The sequence below is a fragment of the bacterium genome (genome assembly GCA_020440705.1).
Taxonomy (GTDB): domain Bacteria; phylum Krumholzibacteriota; class Krumholzibacteriia; order LZORAL124-64-63; family LZORAL124-64-63; genus JAGRNP01.
Genome location: JAGRNP010000020.1, coordinates 1 through 18722, shown reverse-complemented (window position 1 = coordinate 18722; position 18722 = coordinate 1). Strand labels below are relative to the sequence as shown.

At 72.0% G+C, this 18722-nt stretch carries 15 protein-coding genes; 10 read left to right on the top strand and 5 right to left on the bottom strand.

Annotated features, from left to right (window positions below; translation table 11 throughout):
- The first annotated feature begins 23 nt into the window (after positions 1 to 23).
- From KDM41_05140 to KDM41_05105, 8 genes are all read left to right on the top strand, one after another.
- On the top strand, positions 24 to 4085 hold the full coding sequence (locus KDM41_05140) for a S8 family serine peptidase (GenBank protein MCB1182797.1): 4062 nt from the start codon (positions 24 to 26) through the stop codon (positions 4083 to 4085).
- Positions 4086 to 4214: 129 nt separating this feature from the next.
- Positions 4215 to 5192, top strand: a complete 978-nt coding sequence (locus KDM41_05135) for an ATP-binding cassette domain-containing protein (GenBank protein MCB1182796.1) — start codon at positions 4215 to 4217, stop codon at positions 5190 to 5192.
- Positions 5193 to 5918 carry an ABC transporter permease gene (locus KDM41_05130; protein MCB1182795.1) on the top strand — a complete coding sequence of 242 codons (726 nt, stop codon included), beginning with the start codon at positions 5193 to 5195 and terminating at the stop codon, positions 5916 to 5918.
- 1 nt (position 5919) lies between these two features.
- Positions 5920 to 7680, top strand: coding sequence for a GldG family protein (locus KDM41_05125; protein ID MCB1182794.1), 1761 nt, complete (start codon positions 5920 to 5922; stop codon positions 7678 to 7680).
- 13 nt (positions 7681 to 7693) lie between these two features.
- Entirely contained in the window at positions 7694 to 8737 is a 1044-nt protein-coding gene (locus KDM41_05120; protein ID MCB1182793.1) for a DUF4340 domain-containing protein, read from the top strand.
- Positions 8738 to 8900: 163 nt separating this feature from the next.
- Positions 8901 to 9551 carry a thermonuclease family protein gene (locus KDM41_05115; protein MCB1182792.1) on the top strand — a complete coding sequence of 217 codons (651 nt, stop codon included), beginning with the start codon at positions 8901 to 8903 and terminating at the stop codon, positions 9549 to 9551.
- Positions 9552 to 9712: 161 nt separating this feature from the next.
- The gene (locus KDM41_05110) at positions 9713 to 11053 is read left to right on the top strand and encodes an amidohydrolase family protein (GenBank protein ID MCB1182791.1); all 1341 of its coding nucleotides are present in this window, start codon (positions 9713 to 9715) and stop codon (positions 11051 to 11053) included.
- Between the two features lie 208 nt (positions 11054 to 11261).
- Positions 11262 to 11897, top strand: a complete 636-nt coding sequence (locus tag KDM41_05105) for a lamin tail domain-containing protein (GenBank protein MCB1182790.1) — start codon at positions 11262 to 11264, stop codon at positions 11895 to 11897.
- 86 nt (positions 11898 to 11983) lie between these two features.
- On the opposite strand, the gene KDM41_05100 is transcribed toward KDM41_05105, so the two are convergent.
- The 5 genes from KDM41_05100 to KDM41_05080 all read right to left on the bottom strand — a co-directional run bounded on the left by KDM41_05100 (position 11984) and on the right by KDM41_05080 (position 16389).
- Positions 11984 to 12928: an ABC transporter permease subunit gene (locus tag KDM41_05100; GenBank protein ID MCB1182789.1), complete on the bottom strand. Its 945-nt coding sequence runs from the start codon at positions 12926 to 12928 to the stop codon at positions 11984 to 11986.
- A complete protein-coding gene (locus tag KDM41_05095) occupies positions 12925 to 13803 on the bottom strand; it encodes an ABC transporter permease subunit (protein MCB1182788.1) in 879 nt (292 codons plus the stop codon). Before KDM41_05095 ends, KDM41_05100 begins: the two co-directional genes overlap by 4 nt.
- The gene (locus tag KDM41_05090) at positions 13793 to 14572 is read right to left on the bottom strand and encodes a phosphonate ABC transporter ATP-binding protein (protein MCB1182787.1); all 780 of its coding nucleotides are present in this window, start codon (positions 14570 to 14572) and stop codon (positions 13793 to 13795) included. Before KDM41_05090 ends, KDM41_05095 begins: the two co-directional genes overlap by 11 nt.
- A 1-nt stretch (position 14573) precedes the next feature.
- A complete protein-coding gene (locus tag KDM41_05085) occupies positions 14574 to 15431 on the bottom strand; it encodes a putative selenate ABC transporter substrate-binding protein (protein ID MCB1182786.1) in 858 nt (285 codons plus the stop codon).
- Between the two features lie 175 nt (positions 15432 to 15606).
- On the bottom strand, positions 15607 to 16389 hold the full coding sequence (locus KDM41_05080; protein ID MCB1182785.1) for a VOC family protein: 783 nt from the start codon (positions 16387 to 16389) through the stop codon (positions 15607 to 15609).
- Positions 16390 to 16538: 149 nt separating this feature from the next.
- Between KDM41_05080 and KDM41_05075 the strand changes: the two genes are divergently transcribed.
- Complete coding sequence (locus tag KDM41_05075; protein MCB1182784.1) at positions 16539 to 17564, top strand: hypothetical protein; 1026 nt, start codon at positions 16539 to 16541, stop codon at positions 17562 to 17564.
- A 131-nt stretch (positions 17565 to 17695) separates the two neighbouring features.
- Positions 17696 to 18722: hypothetical protein (locus KDM41_05070; GenBank protein MCB1182783.1), on the top strand; the 1027-nt coding region annotated here is incomplete at its 3' end.

Below are 18722 nucleotides of genomic sequence, written 5' to 3'. Positions count from 1 at the left end.
CCCACGCAAGGAGACGCGATCCGGTGCGACGCCTGCTGCCAGCCACCTTCTTCTGCCTGCCGTTGCTGCTCGGCCTCCCCGCGGGGACGGTCGGCGGCGCCGTGCGTGGCGGCGACCTCGCCCACGATCTGGGCACGCCCACTCGGGTCGCGCCGCCGCGCACGGAGGCAGACAGGGCCCTGACCCTCTCCCTCGCCCCGCACCGGAATCGCCTCACCGCCGGCGCGGCCGGCCTGAAGGCCACCCGTCCCGATCTCGTCGACGTGGACCTCACCGACCAGACCAAGGGGGTCGGAAAGGCGTCTCGCCCGGTACATCACCTTTCCCCCACACTGATGGCACAGGTCCAGCACCTGACCGACCCCCATTTCCTGCGCCGGCACCTCGCCGACGCCACCGCCAGTCCGGCTGTCGTGCCCCCGCGGCTGGACGGACCGGTCGCCCCACGGCGGGCCGCCAAGAGCCCGCCGTGGACAGCCGACCAGAAGCTCGCCAACCCCACCGACATGAACGACGAGTACGTCTCGGTGGCCGCCGTGCCCGGCACCGGCACCCTGTACGCCGTGTTCGCGGCCAAGGATCTCGGCGGCACCGACCGCGACATCCACATCGCCCGTTCGACCGATGACGGCGCCACCTGGCAGGTGTGGGAGATGCCGAGCTTCCTCGAGGACGAGTACCACCCCGAGATCGCCATCGACGGCGGCGGCTACCTGCACGTGACGTGGGTGCGGGCCGACGGCTACATCCTGCGCTCGCGCACCACCAATCCCGACGCGCCGACCCAGTGGGCGTGGGTCAAGGGCCTGGCCGTGGGCGAGCCCTGCGCCACGCCGAGCATCGCCGTCTCCGGCGCCGGCGACTTCGCCAAGGTCTTCATCGCGGCCGGCTGGCTGACCATCAACTACGACTATCTGGCCTACGAGTGGACCCTGGTCTTCATGGCCTCGAGCAACGGCGGCAACTCGGTGACCTACGACTGGTTCCTGCCCGACGGCTACGCCGACTACTGGCCCGACGTGGCCATGAGCGGCGGCACGGTGCACTTCATCAACGCCGAGGTCGACGCGTACACGGGCGAGACCGAGATCCTCATCGCCACCGACGCGTATACGGGTTCGTTCAGCGATCCGGCGAGCATGACCGGCTGGACGTCGAACAACGCCGGTTTCCCGCGCCTGGCCTGCCAGGGGAGCGACGTCTTCACCGTCTTCCAGCTCGACTGGAGCGACGGCATCGGCAGCGACGGCGACATCATCTACCTCTACAGCTGGGACTCCGGCGCCTCGTGGTTCGGCCCCTACGGCCTGGTGGCCGACGAGTACGACAGCGTCGGGCCGGCGATCTTCACGCGCGACGGGGTGGTGGGCGCCGTGTGGCTCGACGCGCCGCCGGGCGGCGACGAGTTCGAGCTGGCCAGCCGCCTCGGTTCGGGCTACGGGCAGGTGGCGTTCTTCGGCGACGTCGAGCTGGTGACCGAGCAGCCGCGCGTCGAACCGCAGTTCCACTCGGCCGACGGCCTGGTGGGCACCGACCTGATCCACGCCGCGTGGATCGACCGGCGCGACTACCCCACCGAAGGCCACAACGTCTACACGAGCCGGCACGCCCTGGCGCCCAACCTGGCGCCCTTCACGCCCGCCGACTGGGACACGGCCCTGGTCGCCAACATGATCCGCGGCGCGCGCTCCGACGGCTACGTCGCCGCCGGCGACACCGCCTGGGTGAGCTTCGCCTTCCTGAACGACGGCCTCGCCGACGCGACCGACGCCTTCTTCATCGACCTGGAGATCGACGGCCAGCCCGCCGCCTCGTGGGTGCTCGAGGGCGGCCTGGCCACCGGCACCTACGTGCCGCTGGAGGACTTCCCGGTGGTGCTGCCCGCCGGCGACCACACCCTGCGCCTGGTGCTCGACCCGGAGAACGACCTGGCCGAGAGCGACGAGAGCGACAACGTCCTGGCGCGCACCTTCCGCTGGCGCACGGGCGAACCCGAGCTGCGCTTCCACCCCACGGCGGTGGTGACGGCCATCGTCCCGGAGACGAAGCGGGCCGACGCCCTGCTCCTGGCCGCGCAGCCCCTGACGCGCCGCGAGGTCCAGCTGCCGGTCGTCGCGCCGGAGCTGGCCGCGGCCCTGGACGTGGCCAAGGCCGACGAGATGCTGCGGGTGATGGTCGTGCCCGCCGAGCGGCTCGACCCGACGGCCATGGCCGCCGCCTTGAAAGGCGCCTCCCGGGCCACCCGGCGCGAGGTGATCGCGGCCGCGGCCCGGCACCAGCTCGACACCGCCCATCAGCGCCTCGCCGCCGACCTCACGGACCTGGCCAAGTCCGGCCAGGCCGGCGCGGCCGAGCCCCTGTGGCTCGCCGGGGCCCTCCTGGTGCCCCTGACCCCGTCCGGCGTGCAGCGCCTGGCCGCCCACCCCGAGGTCGGCCGCATGTGGCTCGATGACCACAAGAACGAGGTGTGGGCCCGTCCCAGCCCCGAACCGGCCGCGCAGACGGCGGCGAAGGCCCTCGCCTGGCACCTGACGACCATCGGCGCCAACCAGGCCTGGGCCGCGGGCCTCACCGGGGCGGGGGTGCTCGTCGGGCACCTCGACACCGGGCTCATCTACGACCACCCGGATCTGGCGAATCACCTTTGGGACGGCGGCGCCGCCTATCCGAACCACGGCTGGGACGCGGTCGACGACGACAACGACCCCTACGACGGCAACGCGCCCTATTTCCACGGCACCCACACCGGCGGGCTGATCGTGGGCGACGGCACCAACGGCACCACCACCGGCGCCGCGCCGGGCGCGACCCTCATGGTCCTGCGCACGGTGCCCGGCTATTTCGCCGACATGGTCGAAGGCCTCCAGTTCGGGCTCGACAACGGCGTGCAGATCTTCACCATGAGCGCCGGCTGGTCCCTGCCCCCGGACGACGTGCGCGTCGCCAACCGCTACAACGCCGAACTGCTCCTGAGCATCGACGTGCCCTGGGTGTGCGCCGCCGGCAACGGCGACAACACCGGCGGCCACTACGCCCTGCCCGACGACATCGGCAGCCCCGGCGACTGCCCCAACCCGTGGTACGCGCCCAACGGCGGCGCGGCGGCCGTGATCACCGTCGGCGCCGTGGACAGCGCCTGGCAGGTGGGCCCCACCAGCAGCCGCGGCCCGACCGAGTGGAACACGGCCAACCCCCACGGCGACACGCCCTACGACGACTACCCGTATCCGCCCGGCCTGATGAAGCCCGACCTCGCCGCGCCCGGCGTGTCCGTGACCAGCACCACGGGCCTCGACGGCTACGTCGCCTACGACGGCACGAGCATGGCCTGCCCCCTGGTCACGGCCGCCTTCTGCCTCGCCCTGGAGAAGACCCCCGGCCTGACGCCGGCCCAGCTCGCCGAGACCTTCGAGACCACGGCCCACGACCTGACCGCGGCGCCGGCCGCCAGCGGCCGGGACAACGCCACCGGAGCGGGCCTGATCGCCATCCCGGCGGCCCTGGACTACGTGCCCGCGTCGGCGCCCCTCGGCGTGCAGATCACCAACTACGGCGAACTCCCCCTCGTCTTCGGCGCGGTGTACGCGCCGGCGGCGTGGCTGCAGGTGGCCGGCGTCCCGGCCTGGCTCGATCCGGGCGCTTCGGCGACGGTGCAGGTGCTCATCGATCCGGCGGGCCTGGCCGAGGGCACCTACGAGTCCGACGTCATCTTCATGACCAACGATCCCCACGGGGCGTCGGTGCTGCCGGTCACCCTGCTCTACGGGCAGCAGGTGACGCCGACCCCCGACGAGGTGCCGGGCCTGGCGGCCGGGACCCTGCGCGCGGCGCCGAACCCGTTCAACCCGCGCACGACGATCCGTTTCGTGACGGCGCGCAGCGGCCCGGTGCGCCTCGACATCCACGACGTGCGCGGCGCGCGCGTGCGGCGCCTCGTCGCCGGCTCTCTTGCCGCCGGCGACCACGATGTCACCTGGGACGGCTGCGACGACGCCGGCCGCGGCCTGGCCAGCGGCACCTATTTCGCGCGCCTCGCGGCGCCCGGCAGCCCCGACGCGGTGCGCAAGCTGACACTCGTCCGCTAGCGGCCCGCGCCCCGATTTTCCCCGGAACTTTTCACCCGTTGCCGCATTGGGCCCCTTTGCGCTTATATTGGGCGCTCTTTTGTGTGCTTTCCGAACCCCTGAACCGCCAAACCCTGAGGAGACTTCGCCATGATCGAAGTTCGTGGCATCACGAAATCCTTCGGGACCATGCGCGCGCTCGACGACGTCAGCTTCCGGATCGACAAAGGCGAGATCCTGGGCTTCCTGGGCCCCAACGGCGCCGGCAAGAGCACGACCATGAAGATCATCACCACCTTCCTGGCCCCGGACGCGGGCTCGGTCACGGTGGATGGGATCGACGTCCTCAAGGACCCCCTCGCGGTGCGCCACCGCATCGGCTACCTGCCCGAGAACGTGCCGCTGTACCTGGACATGAACGTGCACGAGTACCTGCGCTTCGTGGGCGAGGCCCGCGGCCTGCGCGGCGCCCGGCTCGCGAGCCGGCTCGACTGGTGCGTCGAGGCCTGCGGCCTCGTGACCGAATTCAAGAAGACCATCGGCGAGCTCTCCAAGGGCTACAAGCAGCGCACCGGCCTGGCCCAGGCGCTGATCCACGACCCGGAGATCCTCATCCTCGACGAGCCCACCAGCGGCCTCGACCCCCTGCAGATCCTGGGCATCCGCGAGCTGATCAAGAGCCTCGCCGGGCAGAAGACGATCATCTTCTCGACCCACATCCTGCAGGAGGTGAGCCCGGTCACGGGCCGCGTGGTGATCATCAACGAGGGCGGCATCATCGCCGACGGCGACGTGCACGGCCTGGCCCGCGAGGCCATGGGCAGCAACCGCGTCCGCGTGGGCGCCCGCCAGTTCGCCGACGCGGTCGAGACCGACCTGCGCGGCCTGGCCGAGGTGACCGGGGTCGCGCCCCTGCTGCGGCCGGCGGGCGAGCCGGACGGCTGCCGCTTCGAGGTGCGCGGGCCCTTCGACCGCGATCTGGTCGGCGCCATCGACCGCCTCGCCCGCGAGAAGGGCTGGGAGCTGACCGAGCTGCACGAGGCCACCTTCAGCCTCGAGGACACCTTCATCGCCCTGACGCGCCGCGCCCGCGAGGCCCGCGAGGCCGCCCGGAAGGGGGTGGCGTAGATGTCCAATGCCATGACCATCTTCCGCCGCGAGTTCGGCTCGTACTTCAACAGCCCCATCGCCTACATCTTCATCATCGCCTTCCTGGTGCTGAATTCGGGGCTCTACATGACGGGCTTCTTCCTCTCGGGCGCCGCCGACCTGCGCGGCTTCTTCGGGAACCTGCCCATCTTCCTGATCTTCTTCATCCCCGCCGTGAGCATGCGGCTGTGGGCCGAGGACAAGCGCACCGGCACCTTCGAGCTGCTGATGACGCTGCCCATGCCCACGCGCGACGTCATGCTGGGCAAGTACCTGGCCGCCCTGGCCTTCTACCTGGTGGCCCTGCTGGGCACGCTGCCCCTGCCGATCATGGTCGGCGCCCTGGGCAACCCCGACACGGGGGCCATGCTCTCGGGCTACATCGGGGCCACGCTCCTCGGCGCGCTCTACCTCGCGGTGGGCATGTTCACCAGCGGCCTCATGCGCGACCAGATCTCGGCCGTGATCCTCGGCATCATGGCCTGCTTCCTGGTCTTCATCCTGGGCGTGCCCAGCGTCTCGGCCACCATCGACGGCTGGGTGCCGGGCCTCGGCTCGCTGCTGCAGCACTACCTCGGCCTGGCCGACCACTTCGACATGATGCTGCGCGGGGTGATCGCCCTGGGCGACCTGGCCTACTTCCTGGGCCTGACCGCGGTCTTCCTGACCCTCAACGCCCTGTGGCTGGAAGGGAGGAAGTACTAGCATGAACAGCAACCGCCAGAAATTCCGCCTGACGTTCGCCGCGGCCGCCGTGCTGCTGGCGTTCATCGCCTTCTTCGCCGTGAGCATGTTCGACAACTGGCACGGCGCCCGCGTCGACATGACCAGCGACCGCCTGTTCACCATGTCGCCCGCGGCCGTCGAGATCCTCGAGGGCCTGCAGGTGCCGGTGCAGGTGAAGCTGTACATCACCCCCGGCGACAAGATGCCGACCCAGCTGCGCACCCTCGAGCGCGACATCACCGAGCAGATGCGCAACTTCGAGGAAGTCGCGGACGGCATGCTCGAGTTCGCCGTGCACTACCCGCAGGACGACGAGGAGATGCAGAACAACCTGGCCGCCAAGGGCATCCGGCCGTTCCAGGTGCAGTCCATCGACAAGGACGAGATCGGCGTGAAGCTGATCTGGTCGGCCATGACGATCGCCTACAAGGACAAGCCCGAGGAGGTGATCCCCCAGCTGCTGCCCCAGAGCCTGGCCGGCCTCGAGCAGGACATCATCGGGCCGGTGCAGCGCCTGACCCGGGAGAAGACCCCGCGGGTGGCGGTCTTCGGCCCGAAGAAGGACATCGACCAGCAGCTGGCCATGATGTACCTGCAGCAGGGCATGCAGCCGCCCCCGCCGCAGGAGCAGTTCGGGCGCGTCGCCGAGCTGCTCGGGCAGGGGCACTACGAGGCCGTGCCGGTGGACATCACCGCGACCTCGCCGATCCCGGAGGACATCGACGCCCTGATCGTCATGGGCATGGCGCCCATGAACGAGCGGCAGGTGTACGAGATCAACCGGGTGCTGCGCCGCGGCACGCCGGTGGTCATGGCCGTGCAGCCCCACGAGTACGGCTACAGCCCGGCCCAGGGCGGCGGCTGGACCATCAGCGGCCAGCCCCTCGACACGGGCCTCGAGCCCATGCTGGCCGCCTTCGGCCTCACGGTGAGCGAGGACCACTTCTTCGACTCGTCCATGGAGACGATCGACCTGCCGCGGGAGCAGAATCTCGGCGGCCTGCGCGTGCAGATGCGCGAGCCGGTGAAGGTCCCCATGCAGATCCGGGTCACCGAGACCCAGATGGACCAGGACTCGGCCCTCGTCAACCGCATCGGGGCGCTGTTCTACCTCTGGGGCACGCCCATCGAGCTGGACGCCACGAAGCTCGCCGCCGCGAGCCTGGCGACGACCGAGCTCATGCACAGCAGCCCCAACTGCTGGCAGGAGGCGTTCGCCCCGGGGCCGATCCTGAGCACGATGATCGATCCCGCGGGCAAGCAGATGCTGGGTCCCCAGCCCCTGGCGGTGCTCGTGGAGGGCGTGTTCCCGGACGCCTTCGCCGACCGCGAGGTGCCGGCGTGGCCGAGTGCCGAGGGCGAGGATCCGGCGGCCGCGGCCGCCGCCGGGCCCGATGCCGACGCGGCCCCGGTGGTTCCGCAGCCGGGCAAGCTGGTGCTCCTGGGCAGCGCGAAGATGTTCGACGACAACATCATCGCCGCCTCCCAGAACGCCCTGCTGCTGCTCAACGCGGTCGACTACCTCGCGGGCAGCCGCGAGCTGCTGTCGATCCGCGCCAAGACGCTCACGCAGCGCGTGATCCGGCCGGTCGAGGCCAACGAGAAGCTCATGTGGCGCATCTTCGCGGTGCTGCTCGTGCCGGTGGCCCTCGCCGTGTTCGGATTCGTCCGGGCCGGCATCCGGCGCCGGGACGCCGCCGCCTACCGCGCCCGGTCCCAGCGCTCCGGCGCGCAGCACTGAGAGGAGGCGAGCGATGATCAAGACCAAGAACCTGGTGATCCTGGGCATCGTCCTGGTGGTGCTGCTCGGGGTCAACCTGGCCCAGCGCTCGGGACACCGGCAGGAGACGAGCCGCTCGTCGGTGGTCGAGTTGCTGCCCGCCGGCGTCACGGCCGAGCAGCTGACCCGCATCACCCTCGGCCAGGGCGACGACGACGAGGCCGTCGTGCTCGAGAAGGATCCCGAGGGATGGGTCGTGGCCAGCGCCTGGGGCGCCGCCGCCAACCCCGAACGCGTCGAGGGCCTGGTGCGCAACCTGCAGGGCCTGACCGGCGAGTTCCGCTCGGACAGCGCCGCGGTGCTGCCCGACTACCTGCTGGACGAGCGCGCGGTCCGGGTGCGCTGCCTGGATGCCGCCGGAGCGACCGTGCTGGCCCTGGACGTGGGCGGCAAACCCGAGCGCTTCCCGGGCAACTTCGTGCGCCGGCCCGGCAGCGACGCGGTGTACGTGAGCCAGAAGAACGTCCTGTCGCAGCTGGGCATCTACGGCGAGCCGGAGAAGCCGGGCAACCGCTACTTCCTCGAGCTGCAGGCCGTGCAGCTCGACCGGAACGACGTGGACCGCCTGGTCGTCACCGGATCCGACTTCGCCTGGGACCTGAGCAAGGAGTTCGCCGTGGTGCCGCCGGCGGCGGACGCGCCGGACTCCGTGCAGGCCGCGCCCGAGGTCGACCGACTGACCTGGGAGTGGCGCGCCACCGCGGGCGACGGGCCGGCCCTGGCCAAGACGAAGGTCGACGCCGTGCTGAATTCGCTGGCCGTCATCCGGGCCACCGACCTGGTGGATCCGGCGGCTGACCCGGCGACCTACGGGCTCGACGCGCCCGGGCGGCGGGCCGAGCTCCACCTGCAGGACGGCACGACGGTGACGCTGCGTTTCGGCGCCGACCGCGAGGCCGTCGAAGGGGCTCCGGCGGGCACGTTCATGCAGCGCGAGGGCGATCCGACCGTGTGGGTCGTCACCGAGTACGCCATGGCGAACATCTTCAAGCCCCTGGCGGAGCTGCAGGCCGAGTAGGCCGCGGCGACGCGCGCGGACGGGAACGGGCCCGCCCTTCGGGGCGGGCCCGTGTCGTCCGGGCCCCACCGCACTTCGTGCTGGCGCCGGGACGGCGCATCGGCGAGGCTGGGGCGCACGGCCACCATCCGGCCCCGACGGGCCGCCACCTCCGGAGGAGACCATGACCATCCGCACCCTGTCGCTCGCGCCCCGTCGCGGCATCGTCCCGGCGGCCTGCCTGCTGGCGATCGCCATCGCGATCGCGGCCGCCTCGAACGCCCACGCCGCCGAGGACCGTGCCCAGTCGCGCCCCCACGGCGAGCGCGTGTCCGTCGATCCCGGACTCGTCGAAGTCGGTGACGGCGACACCGTCACCATCCGCTGGCCCGACGGCGACGTCGAGCGCGTGCGCATCCTCGGCATCGACACGCCCGAGGTGGCCCACCCCCAGTGGGGACAGCCCCACGACCAACTGCTCGGACCCGAGGCCGCCGCCTTCGGGGCCGGGGCCTTCGCCGCCGCCGAACGGATCGAACTGCTGCGGGCGGCCGAGACCGATCCCTACGGCCGCACCCTGGGCTACGTCTTCCTGAACGGGAAGAACTACTCGGTGCTGCTGATCCGGGGAGGCTTCGCCGTGGAGACGGTGAACCACTATGGCGACAACGGACTGCCCGACGAGGCGGCTGCCGTGCTCGCGGCCGCGGCCGTGGCGCCGCCGGTGCCCTTCGACGAGCCCTACCGCTACCGACGCCGCCTGCGCGACATCCGTGCCTGGCACGAGGCCCGCGAAGCCGGGCGCGCGGCCCCCGCCGACAGCGCCGGCCCCTGACGCGGCGTCCCCGGACCCGGGCCGGCGCGTCGCCGCCGTCGGCGCGGCGGCCCCGGTCCGGACGGCCCGATTTCCCTTCCCCCGCGCCTTTCATGTGCTAGATTTGACGGACGCCGCGCCCTGCCGCGCGCCCCACCCGAACGTGATCCGGAGGCCCTCCCGTGAGCCGCATGCTCCTGAAGAACGCCACCGTCCTGGACTATTTTCCCGTCGCCATGGACGCCGCGGCCGCCCCCCGCGTCGAGGTCACCGACCTGCGGGTGGCCGGCGAGCGCATCGTCGAGCGCGGCCCCGGCCTGGCCGCCGGCCCGGACGAAGAGGTGCTCGAACTGGCCGACGTGACGGTGATGCCGGGCAACATCAACGCCCATGGGCACCTCTACATGAGCCTGGCGGCGGGCATGCCCCAGCCCGCGGTGCCCCTGACCACCTACACCGACATCCTGACCGAGGTCTGGTGGAAGCTCGACCGGGCGCTCGACGCCCAGGCGGTGCGCCTGAGCGCCCTGGCGGGCGCCTGGGACGCCGTGCGCTGCGGGACCACGCTGGTCTTCGACCACCACGCGAGCATGTCGGCCGTCGGCGGCGCCCTCGACCGCATCGAGGAGAGCCTCGGCGAGGTCGGCCTGCGCGGTTGCCTCTGCTACGAGGTCACCGACCGCGGCGGCAAGGGCCAGCGCGACATGGCCCTGCAGGAGAACGAGCGCTACCTGCAGAAGCTGCTCGACGCCCCCCGCGCCGAGGGCGTGCCCCGCTTCCGCGGCCTGGTCGGCGCCCACGCCAGCTTCACCCTCGAGGAACGCACCCTCGAACTGCTCGCCGGCCTGTGCAGCCGCATGGACGCGGGCCTGCACATCCACCTGGCCGAAGGCACCACCGACCGCGAAGTGAGCCACGACCGCGGCTGGCGCGACCCCCTCGATCGGCTGGCCGCCTTCGGTCTGGTGCGTCCGGGCAGCGTCTTCGCCCACGGCGTCGACCTGAGTCCCCTGGACATGCAGCTGCTCGAGGAGAAGGGCGTCTGGCTGGTGCACTGCGGGCGCTCGAACATGACCAACGGGGTGGGCCGCGCGCCCATCGACCGCTTTCCGGCGAACTGCGCCGTGGGCACCGACGGCCTGGACAACAACCTCTGGGGCGAGCTGCGCACGAGCTACTTCCGGGGCAACGAGGGCGGCCGCGGCCCCATGGGCTTCGACGGCGCCGCCCGCTTCTGGCTGGGCAACTACCGCCTGGCCCGCGAGATCTTCGGCGAACCCTTCGGCAGCCTCGACCGCGGGGCGCCCGCCGACTTCGTCATCCTGGAGAACTTCCAGAAGACGCCGCTGACGGCCGACACCTGGCTGAACCACCTGCTCTTCGACTTCCACCCGTGGGACATCCACACGGTCGTGGTCGGGGGCCGGGCCGTGTACCGGGCCGGCGACGCCCCGCCCGTGGAGGCGCGGTTGCTGCAGGACACCGCCGCCCGCCTCTGGAAAGCCATGGGCTGGCGGAACTGACGGCGGCGGTCCGCTGCGGGCGTGCGGAAAAGTACCGAAACTGCAAAATCTGGAAAAACGCGCATTTTCGGGGGTTTTCCGGGGCGATTCATTGACAGGACGGGGTGCGATTTGATATAATCTGCGCATCGCCCCCGAGCCCGAAACGCGGGCCTCGGTCCGGGCAAGCCTTGGTGCCGGTCCCCTGGTCCGGCGGAACAGGAGTGCCATGATGTCCAAGCTCACGCTGATCGTTCTTCTCTGCCTGGCCTGCGGCGCCACCGCGGCCGTCGGGCAGACGACCGACCTCCTGCTCTCCGAGTACGTGGAGGGTTCGGGGAACAACAAGGCGCTCGAGATCTACAACGGCACCGAGGACGTCATCAACCTCGGCGGCTACACGATCGAGCGCTTCTCCAACGGGGCGACGACGTCCACGTCCATCGCCCTCGACGCGGTCGATCTCGGCCCCGGCGATGCGTTCGTCATCGTCAACACCCTCTCCGACGCCGGGCTGCTCGCCCTCGGCGACCAGGCCAACGCCAACATCAACTTCAACGGCGACGACGCCGTGGTGCTCATGTTCGGCGGCACCGTCGTCATCGACAGCTTCGGCCGCGTGGGCGAAGACCCGGGCAGCTTCTGGAGCTGCAGCGAAGGCGACACGGCGAACCACACCCTGCGCCGCCTGAGCAGCATCTGCAGCGGCGACACCACGCCCGACGACCCCTTCGATCCCTGCGACGAGTGGACCTTCGCGCCGGTCGACACCTTCAGCGGACTCGGCAACCACATCGCCGACTGCGGCGCGGTGTCCGACGACCTGTATCGCAGCTGGGGTTCCCTCAAGGCGGACTTCCGCTAGCGGCCGGCCGACGACCACGACGAACGACGAGGCGGGCCCCCACGGGTCCCGCTTTCGTTCGCCCGCCCAAGCGGCGGGTGATGGGCTCAGGCCCGCCGGAGCAGGTGCCGCACCACGCCCGAGACCAGATCCCCCACGAAGACCAGCCCGATGCCGCACACGACGAAGAAGAACATCTCGTCGGAGGCGGTGCGCGCCCGGGCGTCGACGATCCAGAAGCCGAGCGACCCGATGCCGAGCATGCCGAGCACCGTCGCCTCGCGCACGCAGGTTTCCCAGCGGTAGAAGAAGAAGAGCAGGAAGCGCGGCAGCGACAGGGGCACCAGCGCGGCGAAGGCGATGGCCAGCCGGCCGGCGCCGAGGCCGCGCAGGGCGGCCGGGGCCGGGGCGTCGACGTTCTCGACGACGTCGGCCCCCAGCTTGCCCAGGATACCGGCGTTGTGCAGGGCGAGGGCCAGGACCAGGGGCCAGGCGGTGGGGCCGAGCAGGGACAGGAGCAGGAACGCCCACACGTACTCCGGCAGCGAGCGCAGGCCGGTCAGGAGGCCGCGCGTCACGGCGACGACCCCGCGCCAGGCCAGCCGCGCGGTGCGCGCCGGCGAACGGCCGTCGGCCAGGAAGGGCTGCGGCGCGGCGAAGTTGCGGGCCGCGCCGAGACTGAGCAGGGCGCCGGCGCCGCCCGCCAGCACGATGGCGACGATGCTCATGGCCAGGGTGCGGACGGCCGCGTCCCGGCCGCGGTCGCGCCACAGCTCCCCGGCCCAGGCCGATGCGACACCGAGCCGTTCGCCCAGACCCGCAGGGGCATCCGGCTGCTGCAGCGGCCACGGCCGCAGCTCGCCGAGGAAACGGGTCGCGTTGGCCTGCTGGCGCTCGCTCAAGCCATGCCCGGGATCGAAGCCCCCCGCCAGCCAGCTGACGACGACGATCAGGAGCAGCGCCCCCACGCTCACCCGCACGAACGGACGTCGCGGCCGCGCCCGGTGCAGGCGCGCCACCGTGCCGCGCCGGCTGCCGGCGGCCGCCCTCACGAGACGAGCTCCCGCCGCAGACGCCCGCTCCACCAGTCGACCACGAGCACGAGCACGAGCAGCACGTACAGGTACGTCCACACCTCGCCGTAGTAGAGGTTCTCGAAGGAGGCGGCCAGGTGGTAGCCGAGGGTGGGGAAGCCGAAGAAGCCGAGCACCGCCGACGAGCGCAGGGCGCACTCGAAGCGGTAGAACGTGTAGGCGAGCATGTCGGGCAGGGCCCGGGGCAGGATCCCTACGGCGAAGCGCGCGGCGGGCGGGGCGCCGGCCAGGCCCAGGGCGTCGGCCGCGTCGGTCGGGGTCTCGTCGATGAGCTCGCCGAAGATCTTGGCCAGCACCCCCGTGTAGGGCAGCGCGATGGCGGCCACGGCGACGCCCGGCCCGTGGCCCAGGGCCGCCAGCAGGAGCACCGCCCAGATGAGCTCGTGCACCGAGCGCAGCACGTTGGCCAGCACGCGCACCACGGCCACGACGGGCGCCAGGCGGCGTCCCATAAGGCGCGTCGAACCGAGGAAACCGAGGACGAAGCCGCCCACCACGGCCACCGACAGGGCGGTGGCGGCGAAGACCACCGTGGCACCCGCCGCCCGCAGGGCCTGGCGCAGCAGCGAGTCGCCGCCCGCCGCGCCCCAGTCGCTCTGGAAGTGGAGCGCCGGACGCAGGGCCCGGCCGAAGAACTCGCCGGCCAGGCGCAGGCCGCCGCGATCGGGCAGGAGATCGGCGGGATCGAGCTGGAGGCGCCACGCCGACCACAGGGCGGCGAGCACGAGGGCCGCGAGGATCAGGCCCCCCGTGGCGAAGGACCCCAGGCGCGACCCCGGCCCGTCACGCCGCGCGGAGCCCCCCCGGGGCTCCAGACGCCGTTCAAAGCTCATGGTCGCGCTCCAGCCGGTAGAGATCGTCGAGCCGGTCGGCGTCGACGGCGGCGCCCGGGGCGTCGAACACGACCCGCCCGGCGCGCAGGCCGACCAGGCGGTCGAAGTGGCGGCGGGCCAGGTCGGGATTGTGGAGGCTGACCACGACCGTCAGGCCGTGCTCGCGGCCGAGTTCGCTCAGCAGGGCCAGCAGGTTCTCGGCCCGCGCGGGGTCGACGCTGGCCACCGGTTCGTCGGCCAGCAGCAGGAGCGGATCCTGGAAGAGGGCGCGGGCGATGGCCACGCGCTGGGCCTGGCCGCCGGAGAGGCGATCGACCCGCTGGAACATGTACTCGCCCACGCCGACCCGTTCGAGGAGGGCGTGCACGCGCTCGCGGGCGGCGCCGTCCGGGCGCAGCAGCAGGCGCAGCGCACCGGCGAAGCCGACCCGGCCGAGGCGTCCGGCCAGCACGTTCTGGGAGACGCGCAGGTTCGGCACCAGACGCAGGTCCTGGTGCACGAAGCCCACGTCGGCCCGGTGGCGGCGCAGGGTGTCGCCCCGCAGGGTGGCCAGGTCGCCGGCATCGACGAGAACGCGGCCGTGCGCCGGCACCGCGCCGCCGTTCAGCAGACGGAGCAGCGTGGTCTTGCCCGCCCCGCTGGGCCCGATCAGGGCCACGCGCTCGCCCGGGGCGACGTCCAGGGAGACGTCGTCCAGGGCGGGCACTTCGGCGTAGCGCACCGTCACGTTCTCGAGGCGGAAGCCGCCCCTGGCCACCGGTGCGTCCATCCTAGCGCAGCATGCCGAGGTCGCGGGCGACGGCGGCGATGCCGTCGAACTCCTCGTTGCGGGCCGGGATGAGCTTGTCGCGGGGCAGCGCCGCGAGCAGCTGCGGGTCGGTGATGCCCACCAGCGCCTGCTGCAGCTTGTCGGTGAAGCCGGCGCCGAAGGTCGTCTCCAGATCCGGATGGGCCGTGAAGTTGTAGTCGGCGTACTCGGGCGTGCGCCAGATGACCTTGCACACGGCGGGATCGGTGGTGCCGTCGGCCACGCGACGGTCGTAGACCTTGTAGTTCACCACGCCGACGGCGAAGCGTCCGGCCTCGACCATCTCGCAGGTCTTGTCGTGGCTGCCGGAGAAGCCGAAGGGCTCCTGGAAGAAATCGGCCGGGGCCTTGCCCGAGGCCTGGCGGATGAAGAACTCCGGCATGAGACGGCCCGAGGTCGAGCTCTCCGAGCCGAAGGTGAAGGTGTGGGCGCCGATGCCCAGCGGGAAGTCGTCGGAGGCCTCGAGGCCCGTCGACGCGTTGGCGATGAAGTAGGAGTAGTAGTGGGGATCGGCATCGCCCTGGGCGATGGCCCGGGCGCCGGGCACCGCCGCGCGGGCCTGCACGCCGGTCAGGCCGCCGTACCAGGCGAACTGGATGTCGCCGTTGCGGAACATCTCGACCGAGGCCTGGTAGTCGCGGGCGGGCACGTACTCGACCGGCACGCCCAGCTGGCCGGACAGGTAGGTGGCGAGGGGCGCGAAGCGCTGGGCCAGTTCGGTGGTGTTCTGGTCGGGGATGGCCGTGAACTTCAGCACGGGCGCGGCCTCGGTGGTGGACTGCTTCTCGCCGCCGCCGCAGCCGGCGACCGCCAGGATCAGGAGACCGAGCAGCAGGCCCGGCAGGATACGGTTCTTCAAGAGGATCCCTCCCACGCAAGCGGCGGGGCCTGTCCCCGCCGCGATCAGGGTGCGGCGCCCGGCCACCGGGCGCCGCCTTGGTCACGAGCCGACAAGGTTAGTCGCGGTGCGCCGGTTCGGCAACCGGGGCGACCGCTCAACGCCGCGACAGGTAGATGCCGAACACGCCGCCCGCCGGATCGGACAGGACGGCGAACCGTCCCGCCCCCGGGATGTCGGTCGGCGGCACGACGACGGCTCCGCCGAGCTCGCCCGCCCGGGCGGCGACGGCCGCCGGATCGGCGACCTGGAAGTAGATGAGCCAGTTGGGCGGCACGTCCTTCATGGCCGCGGTGATCGCCACCATGCCGCCGCCCGCGCGCTCCTCGGCGCCGCGGGTCCAGACGGTGTAGGTGCCCATCTCCCCCAGGTCCATGCTCTCGGTGCCCCAGCCGAAGAGGGCGCCGTAGAAGCCCGTCGAGGCGGCCGGGTCCGGGGACATCAGCTCGTTCCAGCACATGGCGCCCGGCTCGTCGAGCACGCCCACGCCGATGTTGGCGCGGGGCTGCCAGAGGTTGATCTTGGCTCCCTGCGGATCGTTGAGGATGGTCATGCGGCCGTAGTCCATTACGTCCAGCGGCCCCATGAGGATCTCGGCGCCGAGGTCGACCGCCTGCCGTGTGGTCGCATCGGCGTCCGGCACCGAGACGTACTGGCACCAGTGGGTGGGCACGGGCTGGTCGTCCGGCAGGCGGAACTGGGCGGCGACGACCCGGTCGCGCAGCAGGAACTGGGTGTAGATGCCATAGGCGCCCATGTCCTGGTCGTTGCGGCCCCAGCCGAACAGGGCGGTGTAGAATTCGCCCGAGGCCGTCGGGTCGGTGCTGGCCAGTTCGGCGTAGCAGAAGGTGCCGGCGGGATGGGTGGCGATGTCCGGCATGGCGGTCCTTTCGGTGGCGGCGGTGGCGGGGGATCGCGATCCCGGACAAGCTAGGTCCGCTGCCGCAGGGCCGCCCGCGCGCCGGGCATGTAACTTCCCCGGCGTCCGTGCGTCCTTGGCCCCGAACCCTTCCGGTGAAAGGATGCCCCATGAAGCGAATCGCGATGCCCCTCGCCCTCGGCGCCCTGCTCGCGGTCGCCGCCCCCGCGGCGCGGGCCGGCGGCGTGGGCCTGCCCAGTTCCCAGGGCGGCCTCGGCTTCGGCAACCTGCCCCGATTCTCCGGGCTGCGCCTGAACTTCTCCGACCGCGAGGTCGGATCGGTCACCGGGGTCAACCTCACCCTGGGCGTGCCCCGCCGCAACGGGGACGCGCGCTACACCGGGCTGTCCCTGAACCTGATCGGCCATCGGGCGGCCGCCACCACCGGTCTCGTGCTGGCCGGCATCGGCATCGGCGCCGGGGACATCGACGGCATCGCCGTCGGCGGCATCGGCATCGGGGCCGACGACATGAGCGGCCTCGGGATCGGCGGCCTCGGGATCGGCGCCGACGACCTTTCCGGCATCTTCGTCGGCGGCCTGGGCATCGGCGCCGACGACGTCACCGGCCTCGTGCTGGGCGGACTGGGCGTCGGCGCCGACGACATCACGGGGATCGCCGTGGGCGGCATCGGGGTCGGCGGCGACGAGATGACAGGCCTCGCCGTGGGCGGCGTCGGCGTCGGCGGCGACGACATGACCGGCCTCTTCGTCGGCGGCGTCGGCATCGGCGGCAACGAGATGACCGGGCTGTTCGTCGGCGGCGTCGGCGTCGGCGGCGACGACGTGACGGGCGTCGCCATCGGCGGCATCGGGGTCGGGGGCGACGACATGACCGGCCTCGTGATCGGCGGCGTCGGCATCGGCGGCAACCGGTTGCAGGGCCTCTTCGTAGGCGGCGGCATCGGCGCCGACACCATCGACGGCGCCGGGCTGTCCCTGGCGTACCTGTCCAGCGACCACCTGCGCGGCTTCGGCACCGGCGCCTACACGCGCACCCGCACCACGCGCGGTCTGACGATCGGGCTGTTCAACAGCACCGACAGCCTCCACGGCGTCCAGATCGGCCTGCTGAACCACGCGGGCAACAACCCGCGCGGCCTGCAGTGGCTGCCGGGGATCAACGCGCACTTCTGAGCCGCCGCCGACGGTCACGGCCGCCCGTTGAGAACCCCGTTCAACGGGGGTTTTCCTTGACCCGCCGGACACCGCGGCGCGATCTTGAACAGAGCGTCTCAGTCCCCTGATCTCCCCGCGGAGGCCCGATCATGCCGGCTGCCCGCCGTCCCCGACGCCGCGTCGTCGTCGCCGTCCTCGTGCTCGGCATGGCGCTCCTCGCCGCCGGCCGCTGGTCCCACCTCATCAACGCCATGCTCCCGGCCGACTGCCGGCCCGGCCGGATCCCCCACGCGACCGTGGCCGTCGATGCGGCGGCATTCGACGCCCTCGCGGCCGAGGTGCGGGACGCCGCCGTCGCGGACGGGTTCCGCGCCGACCACGTGGACTACTTCGCCGACGCCGGCCTGCGCGCCTACGCCGGGCCGGCGACCTGTCTCGGCTGCCACGCCGAGGTCGCCTGGGCCGGACCGGACGGCGCCGCCCACGCCGAGGGCCTCATGGCGAATCTGCTCGGCTCGGCCCACTACCGCTTCTTCACCACGCAGCACCCGAACGTGTACGGCTTCAACGGCGAGCTCGCCGACGACTTCCCCATGGGCAAGCTGAACCGTCCCTGTCCCAAGCCCGGCTCGTTCGCCATGACGGCCTGGGCGGAGCTGGTCGTCACCGCCGGCGGCGACACCCTGAGCGAGGGCTGCGGGCAGTGCCACATCGGCGGCCAGTACCAGGCGCCCCTCGGCGAGATGATGCCCCTGTACCTGACCCTCGCCGCCGAGCGCGACGCCATCGACTGCCTCATCTGCCACAGTCCGCTCTACGACATGGACCGCAAGCAGGTCGTGCGCGACGCGAACGGCCGCACGCGCTGGGGCCAGGACCGCGGCCTGCGCGCCGCCCTGGCCGTCACCACGCCCACCACCGGCGCCTGCCTGCGCTGCCACCAGCACAACCTGGGTGGCGACGTCTACATCGAGAACGGCCACGCGGAGTTCGCCCCGAGCCTGACCGCCAGGGGTGCCGACCGCCCCCGCGTGCTGCATCCGGGCAGCAAGCGCGGCACGCCCTTCACGCCCGACTGGGACGTGCACGCGGCGGCCGGCCTGACGTGCCTCGACTGCCACGCCACCGAGGGCCACCGCATCGCCAAGGGCACCCACACCACGACGATGATGGCCA